19 protein-coding genes are annotated in these 19,010 nt (G+C 67.4%); 16 read left to right on the top strand and 3 right to left on the bottom strand.

Features of this window, described 5'->3' with window-relative positions:
- Positions 1–43: 43 nt before the first annotated feature.
- From fliH to fliF, 3 genes are read right to left on the bottom strand one after another with little or no spacing between them, the layout of a single operon-like run.
- On the bottom strand, positions 44–874 hold the full coding sequence (gene fliH / locus BM013_RS27885) for a flagellar assembly protein FliH (protein WP_093131138.1): 831 nt from the start codon (positions 872–874) through the stop codon (positions 44–46).
- Positions 861–1,859 carry a flagellar motor switch protein FliG gene (gene fliG / locus BM013_RS27880; RefSeq protein ID WP_093131136.1) on the bottom strand — a complete coding sequence of 333 codons (999 nt, stop codon included), beginning with the start codon at positions 1,857–1,859 and terminating at the stop codon, positions 861–863. The genes fliH and fliG overlap by 14 nt, the downstream gene beginning before the upstream one ends.
- Positions 1,849–3,612: a flagellar basal-body MS-ring/collar protein FliF gene (gene fliF / locus BM013_RS27875; RefSeq protein ID WP_093131134.1), complete on the bottom strand. Its 1,764-nt coding sequence runs from the start codon at positions 3,610–3,612 to the stop codon at positions 1,849–1,851. The genes fliG and fliF overlap by 11 nt, the downstream gene beginning before the upstream one ends.
- A 292-nt stretch (positions 3,613–3,904) precedes the next feature.
- Between fliF and fliE the strand changes: the two genes are divergently transcribed.
- The 16 genes from fliE (at position 3,905) to cheD (ending at position 19,001) form a co-directional block, all read left to right on the top strand.
- Positions 3,905–4,231, top strand: coding sequence for a flagellar hook-basal body complex protein FliE (gene fliE, locus BM013_RS27870; RefSeq protein WP_093131132.1), 327 nt, complete (start codon positions 3,905–3,907; stop codon positions 4,229–4,231).
- 171 nt (positions 4,232–4,402) lie between these two features.
- Positions 4,403–6,061, top strand: coding sequence for a flagellin N-terminal helical domain-containing protein (locus BM013_RS27865; RefSeq protein WP_093131130.1), 1,659 nt, complete (start codon positions 4,403–4,405; stop codon positions 6,059–6,061).
- Between the two features lie 172 nt (positions 6,062–6,233).
- Positions 6,234–6,590, top strand: coding sequence for a flagellar protein FlaG (locus tag BM013_RS27860; protein ID WP_093131128.1), 357 nt, complete (start codon positions 6,234–6,236; stop codon positions 6,588–6,590).
- Positions 6,591–6,646: 56 nt separating this feature from the next.
- Positions 6,647–8,092 carry a flagellar filament capping protein FliD gene (gene fliD, locus BM013_RS27855; protein ID WP_093131126.1) on the top strand — a complete coding sequence of 482 codons (1,446 nt, stop codon included), beginning with the start codon at positions 6,647–6,649 and terminating at the stop codon, positions 8,090–8,092.
- A gap of 35 nt (positions 8,093–8,127) precedes the next feature.
- Positions 8,128–8,547 carry a flagellar export chaperone FliS gene (gene fliS / locus BM013_RS27850; RefSeq protein ID WP_093131124.1) on the top strand — a complete coding sequence of 140 codons (420 nt, stop codon included), beginning with the start codon at positions 8,128–8,130 and terminating at the stop codon, positions 8,545–8,547.
- 40 nt (positions 8,548–8,587) lie between these two features.
- Positions 8,588–8,920: a flagellar protein FliT gene (locus BM013_RS27845; protein WP_256220259.1), complete on the top strand. Its 333-nt coding sequence runs from the start codon at positions 8,588–8,590 to the stop codon at positions 8,918–8,920.
- A 64-nt stretch (positions 8,921–8,984) separates the two neighbouring features.
- Positions 8,985–10,355 carry a flagellar hook-length control protein FliK gene (locus BM013_RS27840; RefSeq protein WP_093131122.1) on the top strand — a complete coding sequence of 457 codons (1,371 nt, stop codon included), beginning with the start codon at positions 8,985–8,987 and terminating at the stop codon, positions 10,353–10,355.
- Positions 10,352–10,639 (top strand): EscU/YscU/HrcU family type III secretion system export apparatus switch protein, encoded by a 288-nt coding sequence (locus BM013_RS27835; RefSeq protein ID WP_177225584.1) that lies wholly within the window; start codon positions 10,352–10,354, stop codon positions 10,637–10,639. Before BM013_RS27840 ends, BM013_RS27835 begins: the two co-directional genes overlap by 4 nt.
- Before the next feature lie 335 nt (positions 10,640–10,974).
- A complete protein-coding gene (gene flhD, locus BM013_RS27830) occupies positions 10,975–11,349 on the top strand; it encodes a flagellar transcriptional regulator FlhD (RefSeq protein WP_256220258.1) in 375 nt (124 codons plus the stop codon).
- On the top strand, positions 11,346–11,933 hold the full coding sequence (gene flhC, locus BM013_RS27825) for a flagellar transcriptional regulator FlhC (protein ID WP_093131120.1): 588 nt from the start codon (positions 11,346–11,348) through the stop codon (positions 11,931–11,933). Before flhD ends, flhC begins: the two co-directional genes overlap by 4 nt.
- A 75-nt stretch (positions 11,934–12,008) precedes the next feature.
- Positions 12,009–12,869 carry a flagellar motor stator protein MotA gene (motA, locus tag BM013_RS27820; RefSeq protein WP_093131118.1) on the top strand — a complete coding sequence of 287 codons (861 nt, stop codon included), beginning with the start codon at positions 12,009–12,011 and terminating at the stop codon, positions 12,867–12,869.
- A 36-nt stretch (positions 12,870–12,905) separates the two neighbouring features.
- The gene (motB, locus tag BM013_RS27815; RefSeq protein ID WP_093131116.1) at positions 12,906–13,847 is read left to right on the top strand and encodes a flagellar motor protein MotB; all 942 of its coding nucleotides are present in this window, start codon (positions 12,906–12,908) and stop codon (positions 13,845–13,847) included.
- Between the two features lie 84 nt (positions 13,848–13,931).
- Positions 13,932–16,010: a chemotaxis protein CheA gene (cheA, locus tag BM013_RS27810; RefSeq protein WP_093131114.1), complete on the top strand. Its 2,079-nt coding sequence runs from the start codon at positions 13,932–13,934 to the stop codon at positions 16,008–16,010.
- 97 nt (positions 16,011–16,107) lie between these two features.
- Positions 16,108–17,352, top strand: coding sequence for an EAL and HDOD domain-containing protein (locus tag BM013_RS27805; protein ID WP_256220257.1), 1,245 nt, complete (start codon positions 16,108–16,110; stop codon positions 17,350–17,352).
- A gap of 87 nt (positions 17,353–17,439) precedes the next feature.
- Positions 17,440–18,315 carry a CheR family methyltransferase gene (locus BM013_RS27800; RefSeq protein ID WP_093131110.1) on the top strand — a complete coding sequence of 292 codons (876 nt, stop codon included), beginning with the start codon at positions 17,440–17,442 and terminating at the stop codon, positions 18,313–18,315.
- Positions 18,312–19,001: a chemoreceptor glutamine deamidase CheD gene (gene cheD, locus BM013_RS27795; protein ID WP_093131108.1), complete on the top strand. Its 690-nt coding sequence runs from the start codon at positions 18,312–18,314 to the stop codon at positions 18,999–19,001. Before BM013_RS27800 ends, cheD begins: the two co-directional genes overlap by 4 nt.
- The last annotated feature ends 9 nt before the right edge of the window (positions 19,002–19,010 follow it).

Here is a 19,010-nt window from a genome sequence, read left to right as displayed (position 1 = left end):
GGTGTCTGGAGCGTCCGGGGTGGCTGGGCGGGTTCAGGCGAATTCAGGCGGATTCGGTGCCGTCGCGCAGCGCCGAGGAGACGCGCTTCCAGCGGGTCTCCAGCGTGCCGTCGAGTTCGCCGTTGGCGGACTGCACGCGGCAGCCGCCGCGCGTCAGGGTGTCGTCGGCGCGCACCTGCCAGCCGGCGGCCTCGATCTCGTGGCCCAGGCTGTTCTTCACCAGCGCCACGTCTTCCGGGTGCAGCAGCAGGCGCGGTTCGCCGCGCAGGGCCGGCTCGGTGTTCAGCAGGTCGCGCACCAGCGGCAGCACCCAGGCGGGCTCGGCCGTGAGCGTGCGGTGCACCACCTGGCGCGCCACGTCGAGTGCCAGTGCGAGCACGGTGTCGGCCAGCTCGCCTTCGGCCCGGCGCAGGGCGTCGGGGAAGGAGCGGGTCAGCGCGCGCAGGCGCTCGGCGTGCACGGTGGCGGCGGCCAGGCCGGTGGCCAGGCCTTCGGTGTGGCCGGCCTTGCGGCCTTCGGCGAGGCCGTCGGCCCGGCCTTCGGCTTCACCGGCGGCGCGGGCGTCCTTGCGGATGCGGGCGAGCTCGGCGAGGTCGATCTTCGGTGCGGGGGGCGCGGGCGGCGGCACGGGCACGGCGGTGCGGGCGGCGCTGGCGGCCTTGCGGCTCGCGGACGGCGGCCTGCCGTCGAGCGTGCCCATCTCCCAGCGTTCCCAGGCAGACAGCACGGGCTTGGGGCCGGCCGCGGCCTGGCGGGCCGCGGCGTGGATGGCGGCCAGGCGTTCCGGCGAGCCGCCGAAGAGCGCCGAGGCGTCGTTGACGTTGGCGTTGGTGCCGTTGGCACCGCCGTAGGAGCGGGGGTCAGACAAAGTCATCGGTGCCAGGCGCCGCAATCACGATTTCGCCGGATTCCGCAAGGCGGCGTGCCACCTGCAGGATCGCCTTCTGTTCGGTCTCGACCTGCGACACGCGCACGGGACCGCGCAGCTCCATGTCCTCGCGAAGCGTTTCCGCGGCGCGCTGCGACATGTTGTTGAGGAACTTGTCGCGCAGCTCCATCGGCGCGCCCTTGAGCGCGATGATGAGCGAGTCGCTCTCGATGTCCTTGAGCAGGCGCTGGATGCTGCGGTCTTCCAGGCCCAGCAGGTTCTCGAACACGAACATCTCGTCGACGATGCGCTGGGCCAGCGCCTCGTCCTGTTCGCGCACATGGGCGATGGCTTCCTCTTCCTGCGTGGTGCTCATCAGGTTGACGATTTCCGCCGCCGTGCGCACGCCGCCCAGTCGGCTGCGGCGCAGGCCCTGGCCGGCCAGCATCTCGCTGAGCACGTCGGTCAGTTCGTTCAGCGCCGAAGGCTGCACGCCGCCGAAGGTGGCCACGCGCATGATGACGTCGTGGCGCAGGCGCGTGGGCAGCTTCTCGAGCACCTCGGAGGCCTTCATGCGGTCCAGGTGCACCAGCAGCGTGGCAAGGATCTGCGGATGCTCGTCGCGGATGAGCTCGGCCACTTCGCCGGCTTCCAGCTCGTTGAGCCGCTCGATGCCGCCGCGCGGCTCGTCGGGCTGCAGGATGTCTTCCAGCAGGTTGCTGGCGCGGTCTTCGCCCAGCGCCTTCTTCAGCACCGCGCGGATGTAGCTGGTCGAGCCCAGGTGCAGGGCCGACAGCTGCTCGGTTTCCTGGCGGAACTCCGACAGCACGGCGGCCAGCTCTTCCTTGGAGACCGAGGTCAGCTTGGACATCGCGAGGCCCAGCGCCTGCACCTCGGAGGTGGGCAGCTGGTGCAGCGCGGCGGCGGCGCGGTCTTCACCGAGCGCCATCAGCAGGATGGCGCTCTTGCGGGTTCCCGATTCACTGTTCATTGTTGTTCATCCAGTGTTGGATCAGGGCTGCGACCAGCTTGGGATCCTTGTCGGCGATCTGCTGCGCGTACTCCATGTCGGCCTTCTTGCGGTTGGCCTCGCGTTCACGCAGGGCTTCTTCCTGCGACGGGCCCGAGGCTTCCGGCGCGGCGGCGGGGGCGGTTTCGTCGGGTTCCGGTGCCAGCGCGGGCGCCGGCGGCGGCGGTGCATGGCGGCGCACCAGCGGACGGATCACGGCGAGCCAGGCGAACAGTGCGAGCAGCGCGTACAGCAGGTACTGGCCGAGCGACTTGCCGATCTCGATGTTCTCGCGGTCCTTCCAGAACGGCACCTCGGGGCCGGGGCCGCTGTCGGCGTCGCGGGCGAAGGCGCTGTTGACCACGTTGAGCGAGTCGCCGCGGTCCTGGCTGAAGCCCATGGCTTCCTTCGCGAGGTTGCGGATCTGGTCGAGCTCGGCCGGCGTCAGCGCGCGGCTGGTGTTCTTGCCGGCACCGTCCACGCTGTCGCGGTTGTTCACCACCACGGCCACCGACAGGCGCTTCACGCCGCCGGCGGCTTGCTGCACGTGGCGGATGGTGCGGTCGAGTTCGTAGTTGGTGGTGGTGTCCTTGCGGGTGCTGCTCGGGCCGGTGGCGGCGGTCGAGGCCGTGGACGCCGTCGTGCCGGGAGCGGCACCGGGCGTTCCCGGTGCGCCCGGGGTTCCGGGTGGCGGGGTGCCGGGGGCGTTCGGGGCGCGCGGGCCGACGATCGGCGCGGTCGGGTTCACCGGCGGCTGGTTCGACAGCGCGCCCGGCACGCCGCCCGGAGGCCCGCTGCCGTGCTGGGCCGACTCGCTGCTCTGCTGGCTGCGCACGGCGGCCTGCGAGGGGTCCTGGTTGGGCTTGTATTTCTCGTCGGTGTGCTCGACCACCGAGAAGTCGATGTCGGCCGCCACCTGGGCGCGCACGTTGCTCGCGCCCACCAGCGGCTGCAGGATGGCCTCGATGCGGCGGATGTAGCCGGCCTCGATCTCCTGCGCATATTTGAGCTGGCTCACGTCCAGGCCGCGGTCGGCGCCGCGCGCCGACGACAGCAGGTTGCCGCGCTGGTCGACCACCGTGACGCTCTTGGCGTCCAGGTCGGGCACGCTGCTGGACACCATGTGCACGATGGCGCTGACCTGGCCTTCGTCGATGCTGCGACCGCGCATGAGCGTGAGCACCACCGACGCCGAGGGCTTCTTCTGCTCGCGCACGAAGAGCGACGGCTTGGGCAGCGCCAGGTGCACGCGCGCCGCCTCGATGGTGCCGATCGACTCGATGGAGCGCGCCAGCTCGCCTTCGAGGCCGCGCTGGTAGTTCACCTGCTCGGCGAACTGGCTGGTGCCGAACTTCTGGTTGTCCATCAGTTCGAAACCGACCCCGCCGGCCTTGGGCAGGCCCTGCGCCGCGAGCTTCAGGCGCGTTTCCGCCACCTTGTCGCCCGCGATCAGGATCGCGCCGCCGCCTTCGGCGAACTTGTAGGGCACGTTCATCTGCTGCAGCGACGCGATGATCGCGCCGCCGTCGCGGTCCGACACATTGGTGTAGAGCACCTTGTAGTCGGGCGCGCGGCTCCAGAGCATGAACGCGGCCGCCGCGGCCACCACGGCCGCGGCGCCGACGATCATCGGCAGCTTGGGCTGGGCGCGCATGCGTTCCAGGATCGGCGGCAGGCCGTTGCCGGAACCGTTGCCAGCTGTCGCCATGTCGCCCGTGGGCACGGCTGTGCTCATGGGTGCACCTTCGTCAGGGCTTGGCGGCCACCAGGGGCCGATGCCGGGTTTGGAGAGGAGATTCGGTGTTGAGAGTTCATTCCGGAGGGCCGGTCGAGTCGTCCACGGCCTGTTCGTTTGGCGACGATTGTCAACAGTCAAATGGAATTCGAATGGCCGAACAGCCGGGGTTTTCTGCCTCAGTTGCACCCTTGAATCGGGGTCTTCCCTTGATACGCTGCGGGCCAGCCGGAGGACTTGCGTCCTCCTTGTCAAGTCACGCAGAAGTGTTCACACAGGAAGAAGAGATCCCATGTCGATCAGCGCCATCGAATCCGTCTTGCAACAGATGCGCGTCACCGCGCTCAACACCGGCATCGCCCCCTCGACGGGTGCGGCGGGTGCGCCGGCCGAGGCCGGCGGTTTCGCCGCCGAGCTCAAGCGCTCGCTCGCCAACATCAGCGGCGCCCAGCAAAACGCCTATGCCCAGGCCGAGTCGTTCGAACTGGGCAAGCCCGGCGTCGCCCTGAACGACGTCATGGTCGACCTGCAGAAGGCCAACGTGGCGTTCCAGACCGGGCTGCAGGTGCGCAACCGCCTGGTCACCGCCTATCAGGAAGTGATGAACCTGCAGGCCTGACGCCGGCCGACGGGGTATTTCGAGGCGATGTCAAAAATTCTTGCGGACTGCCTAAAGTTTTCCGGGGGGGCGTCGATAACTGATTCAACGACGGCTTGTGTCCCGAATCGGACCTGGTAGGCGTTGAAGGCTTCGGCCGGATTTCCCACAACTTTGTCATCTGGAGTTTTCATGGCATCCGTCATCAATACCAACTCGCTTTCCCTGGTCACGCAAAACAACCTCAACAAGTCGCAATCGGCGTTGAGCACGGCCATCACGCGCCTGTCTTCGGGCATGCGCATCAACAGCGCCAAGGACGACGCTGCCGGCCAAGCCATTGCCAACCGTTTCACGGCCAACATCAAGGGCCTGACGCAAGCAACGCGCAACGCCAACGACGGCATCTCGATCGCTCAAACGACCGAAGGCGCACTGACCGAAGTCAACAACAACCTGCAACGCGTTCGTGAACTGTCGGTGCAAGCCGCCACCGGCACCAACTCGGCCAGCGACCTGGACTCGATCCAGTCGGAAATCGGCCAGCGCCTGGACGAAATCAACCGCGTGTCGGAACAGACCCAGTTCAACGGCGTGAAGGTCCTGTCGGCCAACGCTGGCAAGCTGACCGTGCAAGTCGGCGCGAACGATGGCGAAACCATCGACATCGACCTGCAGGAAATCAGCGCCAAGACCCTGGGTCTGGACGGCTTCAACGTCAACAACACCGGTTCGAAGAACAAGGGTGCCACCGCTTCCGACCTGCTGGTCGCCGGCTTCGCCGCAGGCACGACCGCCAACGGCGTCACGCCTTACACCCGCACGCTGACCACGGCCGCCAACGGCGCCACCGCCAACGACGTGCTGGCCAAGATGCAAGACACCGGCACGGTCGCGATGACCGGCGGCGCAACGTACACGTACAGCGCAGCGACCAAGAGCTACACGGCCACGGAAGCTGCTCGCAGCCAAGCCAACACGCTCGCCTCGCTGACCCCGGCAGCTGGCACCAGCGTGACCGCCACGGTCAAGCTCGGCACCCACTCGATGGACGTCAAGATCGACAGCAACGGCACCCTGACCGACGCTGCCGACGGCTCGGCTCTGTACCTCGACACTTCGAAGAACCTGACCAAGACGGGCACCGGCACGACGACCGCCGCCACGCTGTCGGCAGTGCTCGAGCAAGCCACCGGCATGTCCGCTGCTGGCGACTCGATCACCATCGGCGCAACCGGCGCTTCCTACACCGTGGTGACGGCTGCTGCCGGCGCCAGCACCTTCAAGGTTGCCGGTGAAAAGGCCACGGCCGACGAAGTGACCGCCAAGATCAACGCTGGCGCTGGCGCCATCGACATCGACGGCGCAGGTGCTACCACGGCCTACGCAGTGGCAGCCGCTGGCGGTGCAGTGACCGGCGCCTACATGGGCGTGAGCGGCCTGACCACCACCGCCGCCGAATCGATCAACCTGAACGCCAACGGCGTGGTGACCGACGCGCAAGGCAGCACGGTGTACGCCGACTCGGCCAAGGCCGGCAAGCTGACGACCAACGCCGTCAGCGACGCAAAGTCGACGGTCGACCCGCTGAAGGCACTCGACGCCGCTCTGTCGAAGGTCGACAAGCTGCGCAGCTCGCTGGGCGCGGTGCAGAACCGTTTCGACTCGGTGATCGCCAACCTGGGCACCACGGTGACCAACCTGTCGTCGTCGCGTTCGCGCATCGAAGACGCTGACTACGCCGTTGAAGTGTCGAACATGACGCGCGCTCAGATCCTGCAACAAGCTGGTACCTCGGTGCTGTCGCAAGCCAACCAGACGACGCAAGGCGTGCTCTCCCTCCTGCGTTAATCCACAACCTCCAGTTAGCGAAAAGGAAAGCCGGATCCCCTTTGCAAGGGGGGATCCGGCAGGCGCAGGTTCCGGGAGCAAGCCCGGGGTTGCCTGCGCTGTGCTCTGTGGCCATGCCCGAAGGCGAGGCCCCAGAGCACAGCGAAACCGCCAGACCACAAGGTAGCAAACGATGTCGAACCCCGTGCCCTCCATTCCCGCGAAGGAAAGCCCCTGGACGCAGCTGCTCGCCGGCCGCGCCGGCGGCGCGGGTGCGAGCGCGGCGGCGTCGTCCGCCGCGGCGGAAGGTGCCGTGGACGAGGCCACGCCGGTGCAGGTCGAGCGGGCCGTGCACGAGGTGAACGCGGCGCTGGTGCTGCGCGAGGTCGGCCTGCAGTTCGAGGTCGACAAGGACACCGACAAGCTCATCGTGAAGGTGGTCGACCGCGCCAGCGGCGAAGTCATCCGCCAGATCCCGAACGAAGAGGTCGTGCGCATCGCCAAGCTCATGCGCGAAGGCAACGGCCTGCTGGTCGACCAGTCGGCCTGAGGCCGCGCGCGAGACCTTCATCCCCGGCAGAACAAGCAATACAGGAACACATCCAAATGGCAACGATCAGCAGCCTCGGCGTTGGCGCCAACCTCGACCTTGCGAGCTTGCTCACGCAGCTCCAGACCGCCGAGAGCCAGCCGCTCGTGGCACTCCAGGCCAAGGCCAAGAGCTACACCAGCAAGCTGTCGGCCTACGGCACGATCCAGAGCGCGCTCAGCACGCTGCAGACCGCCGCCAAGAAGCTGGGCGACCCGGCGCTGTTCCAGAGCGTGACCGGCACGCCGACCGTCAGCGGCATCCTGGCCGCATCGGCCACCGACGTCAGCGCCGCGGGCAACTACACCATCGACGTGCAGCAGCTCGCGCAGGCGCAGACCGTCATCAGCGCCGGCCAGGTGGACACCAAGACCCCCATCGGCAACGGCAAGATCACGATCGACTTCGGCCAGATCGCAGGCGGCACGCTCAACGCCACCACCGGGCAGTACACCGGCGCCACCTTCACGGCGGACGCCAGCCAGCCCGCCAAGTCGATCACCATCGACCCGACCAACAACACGCTCGAAGGCATCCGCAACGCCATCAACGGCGCCAGCGCCGGCGTGACGGCCTCCATCGTGAACGACGGCAGCGGCACGCCCAACCGCCTGGTGCTGACGTCCTCGACGACCGGCGAGAAGTCGAGCATGCGCATCTCGGTGGCCGGCGACGCCACGCTGCAGAACCTGGTGGGCAACGACCCGGCCGGCACGCAGAACCTCAAGCAGACCTCGGTGGCGCAGAACGCCAAGCTGAACGTGAACGGCATCGACGTCACCAGCGCGACCAACACCGTGAAGGAAGCCATCCAGGGCGCCACGCTCACGCTGGTGAACACCGGTAAGACCGGCCTGTCGATGAAGGAAAACACGGCCGGCGTGAAGACGGCGATCACCGATTTCGTGAACGCCTACAACGCGCTGCAGAGCACCGCCAAGTCGCTGACGTCCTACGACCCCGACACCAAGACCGGTGCGGCCCTGGTGGGCGACAGCACGCTGCGCAACCTGCAGACGCGCATCCGCCAGGCGCTCACCACGCCGCAGGCCGGCGGCGCCAACGACATGAAGGTGCTCACCGAGATCGGCGTGGCCTTCCAGAAGGACGGCACGATCGCCATCGATTCCACCAAGCTCGACAAGGCCCTGTCCACCAACCTGAAGGGCGTGGCGAACCTGTTCTCCAGCGCCACCGGCAGCACCGGCGGCTACGGCAAGCAGATCGACGCGATCGTGACCGACCTGAACACCGGCGCCCTGAAGGTCGCCAGCGACGGCGTGACCTCCACCATCAAGGAGCTGGACACCCAGTACGACGCCGTGCAGACGCGCGTGGACTCCACGGTTGCCCGCTACAAGGCGCAGTTCACGCAGCTGGACGTGCTGATCAACAGCATGAACAACACCAAGACCTACCTCACGCAGCAGTTCGACGCGATGTCGAACAGCAGCAGCAAGTAAGCACACCCCGCCAGACCAGCGACACGGAGCAGCCGATGTACACACCTCACAACCTTCGCACCGGCGCCGGTGCCTATGCGCGCGTCGGCGTGGAAACCAGCGTGATGAGCGCGTCGCCGCACCAGCTCATCGTGATGCTGTTCGACGGCGCGAAGTCCGCCATCGGCATGGCCCGCTTTCACATGACGGCCGGCGAGACGCAGGCCAAGGGGCAGGCGATCTCCAAGGCCATCGGCATCGTGGAAAACGGCCTGAAGGCCGCGCTCGACGCCACGGCCGGCGGCGAAGCCGGTGCCGAACTCGTGGGCAACCTCTCTTCGCTGTACGACTACGTCGTGCGGCGACTGTTCCAGGCGAACCTGCACAACGACGTGCAGGCGCTGGACGAAGCAGGACAACTGCTTGAAAACGTCGCTTCCGCCTGGCGGGAGATCGATGACGGAAGCCACGGCTGAGCCGCGGCTGCATTACATGACTACAAAGACAGGGAACAACATGGCAGTCCGGAGTGAGGTCGTTCATTGTTATGAGGAGCTTGCAACCCACATCGCGCAGATGCTGGCGTTGGCTCGCGCCAAGGATTGGGGCAAGTTGCCCGAGCTCGAGGCGCGCTGCGCTGCATTGGTCGAACGGCTGCGGGCCATCGAGCCGCTGGAGACGCTGGACGCCATCCAGGTCGAGCGCGTGCTCAGTCTGCTGGACCGCATCCGCGTGGACCAGGCCGAAGTGTCGGGCCTGATCAAGCCGCAGATCGAGGACCTCGTCAGCCGCATGGGCAGCCTGCACAGGCAGAAGAGCCTGGGCCGCGCATACGGGCCCACGCACTGAGCCGTCCCTGACGGACCGCACGGCCTCCCGCATCTCCTGACCCTTCACCCGAACCACCACTCCCATGACTGCACTCGCCGGACTGATCGACGCACTGCTGGCCGCAAGGCTCGCACCGCGCCTCGACGTGCTGGGCATCAAGGGCGAGGCGGCCATCGGTGCGCCGGGACCGGCAGTCCCGGTCGCCAGGGTCGAGAACGATGTGCGGCTGCCTTCGAACGCCGCGCTCGATCGCCAGATCCCGGGCGCGCTGCTGGGCGGCACTGCCCACCTGGGCGGCGGCGCGCCGGCGTCCGTGGCCACGCGGCTGTCGGTGGCGGCACGCGTCATCGGCGCGGTGCTGGCCGACCTGCAGGCGGAGCCGGGCCCGGTGCGCGGCGCGTCGCCGCTCATGGCGTCGCGCCAGCAACCCGCCAACGCCGCGGCGCTGGCCGGTGCGCTGGCGAGCACGGTGGCCGACAGCGGTCTCTTCTATGAATCGCATCTGGCGGAGTTCGCGGCCGGTGGCCGCTCGCTCGCACAGATGGCACTGGAGCCGCAGGCGCGCTGGGCCGGGCCCGTGGTCGCGAAGCCGGTGGTGACGACGGCGAACCCGTCGGGCACGGCGAATGCAGCGGTTGCCGCGGCTGTGCCCGGCGCAGCCGATGCACCGCAGGCCGCTGCCGCAGTGGCGACGGCTGTTGTGTCACAAGGCGATGCGACGCTTGCCGCAATGCCCGACACCAGCGCTTTCACAGGCAACACCAGCCAGGGCGGCGCCCCGGCGAACGCATCCGCAACGCAGGCAGCGCCCGCCAACACCGGTGCGCCGCATGGCGCCGCGCCGGCCGCCGAACCGGCGGCGCCCGCCGCGGCGGTCGAGGCCTCGCGCCTGCAGGCGGCCTACCGCCAGGGCGAAGGCGTGCCCGCGGGCAGCACCTTCGACAGCGCCTCGCCCGCGCACCGCGCCGGCGAAGCCGCGCGGCAGTCGGACATCTCCGCGGTGGCGCAGGCCGCGCGCGGCAACGAAGTCATTCATCCGCAAGCCGTCACGCTCGTGCACCAGCAGCTCGACCTGCTGGCCGGCGCCGTGTTCCGCTGGAGCGGCCAGGCCTGGCCCGACGTGCCGATGACCTGGTCGATCCAGGCAGAACAAGAGCAGGCGAAGTCCGACGCGCGCGAAGGCGCGGGCGCGGACGAAGAGGGCGCGCGCCGCTGGTCGACCACCGTGTCGCTGCAGCTGCCGCGCCTGGGCGAAGTCGACCTGCGCGTGAGCGTGGCCGGCCCCTCGGTGCAGGCGCACCTGTCGGCGCGCGAGACGGCCACGATGGCACGGCTGCGCGGCGACGCGGGCCAGCTCGCGCGGCGCTTCGAGGCCGCGGGCCTCCAGCTCCAGCAGTTGCAGGTCACGGCGAAAGCCGGGACCGAGGCCGTGGCGCAGGCGGAGGCCGCATGAGCGGCGCGCTGAACCAGGGCATGGACAACCGCAACAGCGCGGTGGCCCTGTCGTACGCCGACAAGGGCAAGGCGCCGGTCGTCGTGGCCAAGGGCTACGGCGTGGTGGCCGAATCGATCATGCGCGAGGCGCGCGAGAACGGGCTGTATGTGCACTCGTCCGCGGACCTCGTGAAGCTGCTGATGCAGGTCGACCTCGACCAGCAGATCCCGCCGCAGCTGTACCTGGCGGTGGCCGAGCTGATGGCCTGGATCCATGGTCTGGAAAGCCATGAAGCGAATTAAATCTTCCCGTGGTCAATGCAAAGTCATGAGCATTTCATTTGAATCGGCAATTACGCCGTCCAGTGAATCCATGAATGCTCATAGTCTTTATTTATGTGTAATTGGTCATGAATAAATTATTGCTGATAAGCGATGTTTGTAACGACTGGTTGCACGATTGCCACGCCGCCGTTTTTCGCGAAAAGCAGCACTCCTCAGAGGGAACGTGTCGCTTTCGTGTCAGACACGTCCTACTTTTTTTGTCGCGATTTCCTACAAAGTTCGTCGAAGTGTAAAACTTTGTGTATATAATGTATACACGATTGATTAGAACCAAAGTGGACTGGAAATCGGAAATGGAACAAGACGTGGAAAACATCAATTTCAGTGCTGGCGGCGTAATGTCGAAAGAAATCGGCGAGATAAATCTGGCCTATATGCTGCTCGCGCAGAAGCTGGTCAAGCAGGACCGCGCGGAGGCCATGTTTCGCCTCGGCGTCGGGCGCGAGCTCGCAGATCTGCTGGCGAACATGTCGCTCAGCCAGATCGTGAAGCTGGCGGCTTCCAACTTCCTGCTGTGCAGCTTCCGGCTGGACGACCAGCCGATGTTCGCGGTGGTCGGTGAAGGCAAGGAGCCCGCGCTTCAGCAGGCCCACATGTCGATCCTCATGGCGGCACGCCAGGCCCAGGCGCAGACCCCGATGCGTGGCGTGAGCGCGGCGGCCGCATGATCCGCAAGAGCGTCCTTGGCGAGGTCCGGGAAGTGCAGCTCGCTGTCGAGCTGATCGGACTGGGTGCGCGGCTGCAGTTTCTCGAGGCGGCGGTTGCGCTGAGCCGGGAGCGGTTGATCCGCCTGTACAAGGAACTCAAGGGTGTTTCGCCACCCAAGGGCCTGTTGCCCTTCTCTACCGACTGGTACATGACGTGGCTGGCCAACATCCACTCGTCGATGTTCTACAACATCTACCGCTTCATGCTCGATGAGGCCGACGAGAACGAACTGCCCGCGCTCATCAAGGCTTACCGGCTCTACGTGGAGCAGATCGGTTCGCACGGCGGCGAGGTGGTGCTCGACTTCACGCGCGCCGAAACCATGGTGCGCTTCTTCGACAGCGACATGCTGCAGCTCAGTACCTGCAGCCGGTGCGGCGGCCACTTCGTGGCGCACGCGCATGACAACAAGAACGGATATGTGTGTGTTCTGTGCCGTCCGCCTTCGCGTGCGGGCAAGGCGCGCAAGCCCAAGGTCGCGGAAGTGCGCCGGGCAGGCCTGACGGTCGCTGCGCCCCTGATGGATCTCGGCGGCGCGGTGTAGGAAAAGCGCTCCGCGTCCGCTTGCGGACGTTCGGAGTTTGTTGATATGAAGCCTTCGGGCGATGAGGGGTAGCGCGTGCTGATTCTGGCTGGATATATCGTGGTGATCGGTGCCGTCTTCGGCGGCTACGGCCTCATGGGCGGGCACTTCGGCGTCCTCTTCCAGCCGGTGGAGTTGCTCATGATCGGCGGCTCCGCGCTGGGCGCGTTCATTGCCGGCAACAACGGCAAGACCATCAAGGCGACCATCAAGGAACTGCCGCTGCTGCTGCGCTCCTCCAAGCACAACCGCCAGCTCTACATGGACCTGCTCGCGCTCCTGTACGAGCTGCTGGCCAAGGCCCGCAAGGAAGGCATGATGAAGCTGGAGTCCGACGTCGAGGACCCCACCAAGAGCGAGATCTTCGCGCGCTATCCGAACATCCTGGCGCACGACGGCATCACCGTCTTCCTGTGCGACTACCTGCGCCTGGTCATCAGCGGCAACACCGATGCGCACGAGATCGAGGCGCTGATGGACCACGAGATCGAGACCATCCGCCACGAAGCCGAAGTGCCGGGCCACAGCCTGTCCCGCGTGGCCGACGCACTGCCCGCGCTGGGCATCGTTGCCGCCGTGATGGGCGTGGTGCACGCGCTGGCCTCGGCCAACCTGCCGCCCTCGGAGATGGGCGCGCTCATCGCCCACGCCATGGTGGGGACCTTCCTGGGCGTGCTGCTGGCGTACGGCTTCGTCTCGCCGCTGGCCTCGCTGATCGAGCAGAAGGTCGAAGAGGGCATGAAGATCTTCCAGTGCGCCAAGGTGACGCTGCTGGCCAACCTCAACGGCTACGCGCCGCAGCTCGCGGTGGAATTCGGCCGCAAGGTGCTGTTCTCGACCGAACGCCCGTCGTTCACCGAGCTGGACGACCACGTCCGCGGCGTCAAGGCGCGCTGACGCCCCTGGCGCAGACACAGCGAACGAGCAACGACCATGAGCGACGGCAAGCCCCAGATCATCATCAAGCACGTCCACAAGGGCGGGGGCGCCGCGCACCATGGCGGCGGCTGGAAGATCGCGTACGCCGACTTCATGACGGCCATGATGGCCTTCTTCCTGGTCATGTGGCTGCTGTCCATCTCGAGCCCCAAGCAGCGCGAGGGCATTGCCGAGCACTTCCGCATGCCGCTGCGCGTGGCGATGAACGGCGGCGACAAGGCCAGCCTGAGCGCCAGCATGATCCCCGGCGGCGGCGCCGACCCGATGCACGTCGAGGGCGAGGTCAAGTTCTCCGAGACCACCAGCGAGGACGAGGCCGACGCGAGCCGCCTGGCCGACATGAAGCGCCGTCTCGAGGAACTGATCGAGAAGAGCCCGATGTTCCAGCAGTTCCGCTCGCAGATCCTGATCGACATCACCACCGAAGGCCTGCGCCTGCAGATCGTCGACACCGAGAACCGCCCGATGTTCGAGCTGGCCAGCGCCCGCGTGGTGCCGCACATGCGCACCATCCTTCGCGAACTCGGCCCGGCGCTCAACGGCCTGCCCAACAAGATCACGCTGTCGGGCCACACCGACGCCATCGTCTACACCAACGGCGACAAGTCCTACGGCAACTGGGAGCTCTCCGCCGACCGCGCCAACGCATCGCGCCGGGAGCTGGTGATCGGCGGCATGACCGAGGGCAAGGTGCTGCGCGTGATCGGCCTGGCCGACAGCATGCACCTGGACAAGGCGGAGCCGCGCAGCCCCATCAACCGGCGCATCAGCATCATCCTGCTCAACCATCGGACGCAGGAACGCATCGAGCGCGAGAACAGCGTCGAACCCATGGGCACGCGCATCGGCAAGATTTCGTCGGCGAACGCCGGGGCGGTCGCCGTGCCCGCGGGCACCAGCCTGGTGGCGGCCAGGGCGAATGCCGTGCCGCGATAGCTACAGCGAACAGCGAGCAGCGAGCGAAGACGCACACAAGAAACCAAACGGCCGGCGCCAACACGCCGGTCCGGAGCACAACAGATGGACCTCAGTCAATTCACACAAGCATTCTTCGTCGAAGCCATCGAGCTTCTCGCCGAGATGGAGCAACTGCTGCTGGAGCTCGACGTCGCGTCGCCGGACAGCGAACAGCTCAACGCCATCTTCCGCGCAGCCCACTCCATCAAGGGTGGTGCCGCGACGTTCGGTTTCACTGCCTTGACCAACACCACGCACGTGCTCGAAACGCTCCTGGACCGCGCCCGCCATGGGCAGCTGAACCTGAGCGCTCCGATGATCGATGCATTTCTGGAAACGAAGGACGCCTTGCAAGAACAACTCACCGCCTACCAGGCCGGCAAGGAGCCGGATCCCGACATGGTCGCGCACATCTGCGGCGTGCTCCAGCAGCTCGCGCTGGAAAACGGCGGCGACGGCACCGCACCGCCCGTGGTGGCCGCGGCGCCCGCGCCTGCACCGGTCGCTGCTCCCGCGCCGGTTGCCGCCGCGAGCGCACCGCTGGGTGACGGCGTGCTGCGCGTGCGCTTCGCCCGCCTGTCCGACAGCGAATGCGACCTGCTCGCCGGCGAGCTCGCCAACCTCGGCAAGGTCGTCTCGCGCACCCGCACCAACGACCAGCTGACCGTGCTGCTGGAAACCACCTGCGACCCCGACGACATCGTGGCCGTGTGCTGCTTCGTCATCGACGAATCGCAGATCGACATCTCGCGCGATGCCGCCGGCGCCGCCGATGCGCAAGCCCCGGCCGCCGCGCCGGAGCCGGAACCCGTGGCCGTGGCCGTGGCTGAAGAGCCGGCCAAGGCGGAAGTGGTTGCCGCCGCCGCGCCCGCACCTGCGGCAGCTGCTGCAGCGGCCCCGGCCGCCGCCGGCGCCAAGGAGTCGAGCTCCATCCGCGTCGACGTCGAGAAGGTCGACCAGCTGATCAACCTCGTGGGCGAGCTCGTCATCACGCAGTCGATGCTCACGCAGGCCGCGACCATGCTCGACCCCGTGGCCTACGAACGCTTCCTGAGCGGCCTGGGCCACCTGGAGCGCAACGCGCGCGACCTGCAGGAATCGGTGATGTCCATCCGCATGATGCCGATGGACTACGTGTTCAGCCGCTTCCCGCGCGTGATCCGCGACGTGAGCGCCAAGCTGGGCAAGCAGGTGCGCCTGGACACCTACGGCAAGGAAACCGAGCTCGACAAGGGCCTGATCGAGCGCATCGTCGACCCGCTCACGCACCTGGTGCGCAACAGCCTGGACCACGGCATCGAGACGCCCGAAGTGCGCCTGGCCAAGGGCAAGGACGCCACCGGCCAGCTGCTGCTGTCCGCACAGCACCACGGCGGCAACATCGTGATCGAGGTGAGCGACGACGGCGCGGGCCTGAACCGCGAACGCATCCTGGCCAAGGCCATGCAGCAAGGCATGGCCGTGACCGAGACCATGCCCGACGAGGAGGTGTGGCAACTCATCTTCGCACCGGGCTTCTCCACCGCCGAGCAGGTGACCGACATCTCGGGCCGCGGCGTGGGCATGGACGTGGTCAAGCGCAACATCCAGGAAATGGGCGGCCACGTCGAGATTCACTCGCGCGGCGGCCAGGGCACCACCACGCGGATCATCTTGCCGCTGACGCTGGCCATCCTGAACGGCATGTCCGTGAAGGTGGGCACCGAGGCCTACATTCTTCCGCTGAGCTACGTGATCGAGTCGCTGCAGCCGCTGCCGGAGCACCTGCACTCCATCACCGCCGAAGGCCACGTGATCCGCGTGCGTGGCGAGTATTTGCCGCTGATCGAGCTGCACCGCGTGTTCGACGTGAGCGGCGCGCAGACCAGCCCGACACAAGGCATCCTGGTGATCGTGCAGGCCGACGACAGCCGCTTCGCGCTGCTGGTGGACGAGCTGCTGGGCCAGCACCAGGTGGTGGTGAAGAACCTGGAGACCAACTACCGCAAGGTGCCGGGCATCTCGGCCGCCACCATCGTGGGCGACGGCAGCGTGGCCTTCATCATCGACGTGGGCGCGATGCCGCGCATCCAGCGCGCGCAGGCCGCGAGCGCGGTCGCCTTGGCGGGTGCCGCGCGGAGGACCGACGCCATCGCTCTCTGACACCAAAGACGGAGACAGCTGAATGCGTTTCGATTTCTTCCGACGTGCCGGATCCGATGACTCGGCTCCAGGCAATGGCACCCACGCAGGCGCGCTCTTGTCGAGCGAGCCGGGTGCGAACGGCCATGTGGCCTACGAAATGCTGCTGGACGCGCAACGCCGCGTCATCGGCTACCGCATGGCATGGCGCGGCCCGGGCGACGAGCCCGGCGCGCGCACGGCCGCCGCGGTCGGCGTCAAGGCGCTGATGGACACGCTGGCCGTGCACCTCAACCCCGAGAACGCAGGCTGGCTGCTGGGCCCGCAGATGGTGTTCGTCGACGTCTCCGTCGACGCGCTGTTCCAGAGCGAGCTGCAGTCGCTGCCGGCGAACAACGTGGTGCTGTGCATCGGCTCGGACGACCTGCTGGACGCGGACATGCGCTCCATCCTGCTGTTCCTGCGCGAGCAGGGCTTCGGCTTCATGCTGTGCGGCGCCAAGGCGCTGCCCGACGACACCGAGCTGCGCGCCATCGTGACCCACTTCGAGGTGGAAGCGAACGACGCCGACACCGTGGCGCGCCTGCGCCAGGAGATCCTGCTGGGCCACCCCGAGGTGGAGCTCATCGCCGCGCACGTGCACACCTGGCGCGAGTTCGACGCCTGCGTGGCGCGCCGCGTCAACGTGTTCATCGACGGCGCCTTCGGCAACCCGCCGGTGCGCGAGGCCGAGGACGCGCTGCAGCCCGAGTCGCTGCTCATCGTGCAGCTGATGCAGATGATCCAGCGCAACGAGGACGTGCGCACCATCGAGGCCGCGCTCAAGCACGACGCGGCGCTCACCTACCGGCTGCTGCGCTACATCAACTCGCCCTCGGTGGGCATGGCGGTGGAGATCCACTCGCTGCGCCACGCCGTGGCCATGCTCGGCTATTCGCCGCTGTACCGCTGGCTGTCGCTGCTGCTGGCCACCAGCAACAAGGCGGGCTCGCCCTTCATGATGAAGAAGGCCATCCTGCGCGGGCGTTTCGTCGAGCTCATGGGCCAGGGCATGCTGCCGCCCAGCGAGTCCGACAACCTGTTCGTGGCCGGCATGTTCTCGCTGCTCGACCAGCTGCTGGGCGTGTCGATGGAAGGCGTGCTGCGCAAGGTGCAGCTGACCGAGGCGGTGCAGCAGGCCATCCTGTCGCGCGGCGGCCTCTACGGCCCGTTCGTGGCGCTGGCCGAGGCCTGCGAACTCGACAACGGCGAGGCCGCACGCCTGTCGGAAGCGCTCTTCGTGGGCGCGGCGCAGGTCAATGCGGCGCAGCTCGCGGCCCTGGTGTGGTCGCAGGATGCCGGCCCGGCCGCATCGGGTCCCTGAACATGCCCCCCGAAATCGCCTCGGAATTCGGCACGGAAGTGCCGGGCTTTTGCGCGTCTGATCGGCCCATTGGAAACAGTGGGCCCTATGTACATTGAAAGCCATGCTTACAGGGCAGCCGTGACTACCGAGTTCCTTTTCACCGACAGCGATTTCTCCCGAGTGCGCACACTCATCCACCGCCGCGCAGGCATCGCCCTGGGCGAACAGAAGCGGCAGATGGTGTACAGCCGGCTTTCGCGGCGCCTGCGGGAGCTCCAGCTCCCCGAGTTCACCACCTACCTCGACTGGCTCGAACAGCGCCCGGACGGGGAGGAGTGGCAGTTGTTCATCAACTCGCTCACCACCAACCTCACCTCGTTCTTCCGCGAGGCGCATCACTTCCCCACGCTGGCCGACCACGTGCGCAAGATCGGGCAGCCGGTCACCGTATGGTGCGCCGCGGCCTCGACGGGGGAGGAGCCCTATTCGATCGCCATCACGCTGATGGAGGCGCTGGGCGACAAGGCCGCGGCCTCGCGCGTGATCGCCACCGACATCGACACCGCGGTGCTGGCCAAGGCCTCCACCGGCGTGTTCACCACCGAGCAGGTGCGCAGCCTCGCCCCCGAGCGGCTGCGCCGCTTCTTCAACAAGGGCACCGGCGCCAACGCCGGCAAGGTGCGCATCCGCCCCGAGGTCGCGGCGCTGGTGAAGTTCTCGCGGCTCAACCTGCTCGACAGCTCGTGGGCGGTGAAGGAACCGGTGGACGCGATCTTCTGCCGCAACGTGATGATCTATTTCGACAAGCCGACGCAGAAGAAGGTGCTCGACCGCTTCGCGCCGCTGCTCAAGTCGCACGGCCTGCTGTTCGCGGGCCATTCGGAGAACGCGTCGCTCGTCAACCAGGCGTTCCGCCCGCTGGGCCAGACCGTGTATGAAGTGGCGCGCACCCGCACTTCAGGCGTTTCAGGCATGCCATGAACGCCACGCGCGCGGCCGCACCGGGCTCGGTGGCGAGCCATCACTACTTCGACCGCGACGTCGGGCTCATGGCCGTCAAGCTGCTGCCCTCCGAGTACTACGTGACCTCGAGCGACACCGTGCTGAGCACGGTGCTCGGCTCCTGCGTGGCCGCCTGCCTGCACGACGTGGAGGCGGGCGTGGCCGGCATGAACCATTTCATGCTGCCCGACGACGGCGAGAACACCTCCGTCACGCGCGACGCCGTGGAGTCGATGCGCTACGGCGCCTACGCCATGGACGTGCTGATCCGCGAGCTGGTGCGCGCGGGCGCGCGGCGCGACCGGCTGCAGGCCAAGGTCTTCGGCGGCGGCGCGGTGCTGGCCAACATGACCACGCTGAACATCGGCGACCGCAACGCCGACTTCGTGCTGCGCTACCTGCGCAACGAACGCATCGAAGTCGCGGCGCAGGACCTGCGCGGCAAGCACGCGCGCCGCGTGTGCTTCCTGCCGTCGACCGGCAAGGCGATCGTGCGCAAGCTGCGCGCGCAGACGGAAGTCCAGCAAGTCCAGCACGAGGAGGGCGAGCTGCTGCGCAGGCTCTCCGGCCTGCGCGCGGCGCCGGATTCGGACAGAACGGGCAATGTCCCGGCCATATCAGGCATCCGTGGGGTGCCCGTGGCAGCAATCAAAGGAAACCGGTGAGCGTCAAGA

Source organism: Variovorax sp. OK605 (assembly GCF_900115445.1).
In the GTDB taxonomy this organism is placed as follows: domain Bacteria; phylum Pseudomonadota; class Gammaproteobacteria; order Burkholderiales; family Burkholderiaceae_C; genus Variovorax.
Note: the sequence above shows the minus strand (reverse complement) of the source record. Positions and strands in the feature narration are given on the sequence as shown.

Coding starts and splice junctions, on each gene's coding strand:
- fliH (WP_093131138.1), bottom strand. CDS start 874: ATGACTTTGTCTGACCCCCGCTCCTACGGCGGTGCCAACGGCACCAAC.
- fliG (WP_093131136.1), bottom strand. CDS start 1,859: ATGAACAGTGAATCGGGAACCCGCAAGAGCGCCATCCTGCTGATGGCG.
- fliF (WP_093131134.1), bottom strand. CDS start 3,612: ATGAGCACAGCCGTGCCCACGGGCGACATGGCGACAGCTGGCAACGGT.
- fliE (WP_093131132.1), top strand. CDS start 3,905: ATGTCGATCAGCGCCATCGAATCCGTCTTGCAACAGATGCGCGTCACC.
- BM013_RS27865 (WP_093131130.1), top strand. CDS start 4,403: ATGGCATCCGTCATCAATACCAACTCGCTTTCCCTGGTCACGCAAAAC.
- BM013_RS27860 (WP_093131128.1), top strand. CDS start 6,234: ATGTCGAACCCCGTGCCCTCCATTCCCGCGAAGGAAAGCCCCTGGACG.
- fliD (WP_093131126.1), top strand. CDS start 6,647: ATGGCAACGATCAGCAGCCTCGGCGTTGGCGCCAACCTCGACCTTGCG.
- fliS (WP_093131124.1), top strand. CDS start 8,128: ATGTACACACCTCACAACCTTCGCACCGGCGCCGGTGCCTATGCGCGC.
- BM013_RS27845 (WP_256220259.1), top strand. CDS start 8,588: ATGGCAGTCCGGAGTGAGGTCGTTCATTGTTATGAGGAGCTTGCAACC.
- BM013_RS27840 (WP_093131122.1), top strand. CDS start 8,985: ATGACTGCACTCGCCGGACTGATCGACGCACTGCTGGCCGCAAGGCTC.
- BM013_RS27835 (WP_177225584.1), top strand. CDS start 10,352: ATGAGCGGCGCGCTGAACCAGGGCATGGACAACCGCAACAGCGCGGTG.
- flhD (WP_256220258.1), top strand. CDS start 10,975: ATGGAACAAGACGTGGAAAACATCAATTTCAGTGCTGGCGGCGTAATG.
- flhC (WP_093131120.1), top strand. CDS start 11,346: ATGATCCGCAAGAGCGTCCTTGGCGAGGTCCGGGAAGTGCAGCTCGCT.
- motB (WP_093131116.1), top strand. CDS start 12,906: ATGAGCGACGGCAAGCCCCAGATCATCATCAAGCACGTCCACAAGGGC.
- cheA (WP_093131114.1), top strand. CDS start 13,932: ATGGACCTCAGTCAATTCACACAAGCATTCTTCGTCGAAGCCATCGAG.
- BM013_RS27800 (WP_093131110.1), top strand. CDS start 17,440: ATGTACATTGAAAGCCATGCTTACAGGGCAGCCGTGACTACCGAGTTC.
- cheD (WP_093131108.1), top strand. CDS start 18,312: ATGAACGCCACGCGCGCGGCCGCACCGGGCTCGGTGGCGAGCCATCAC.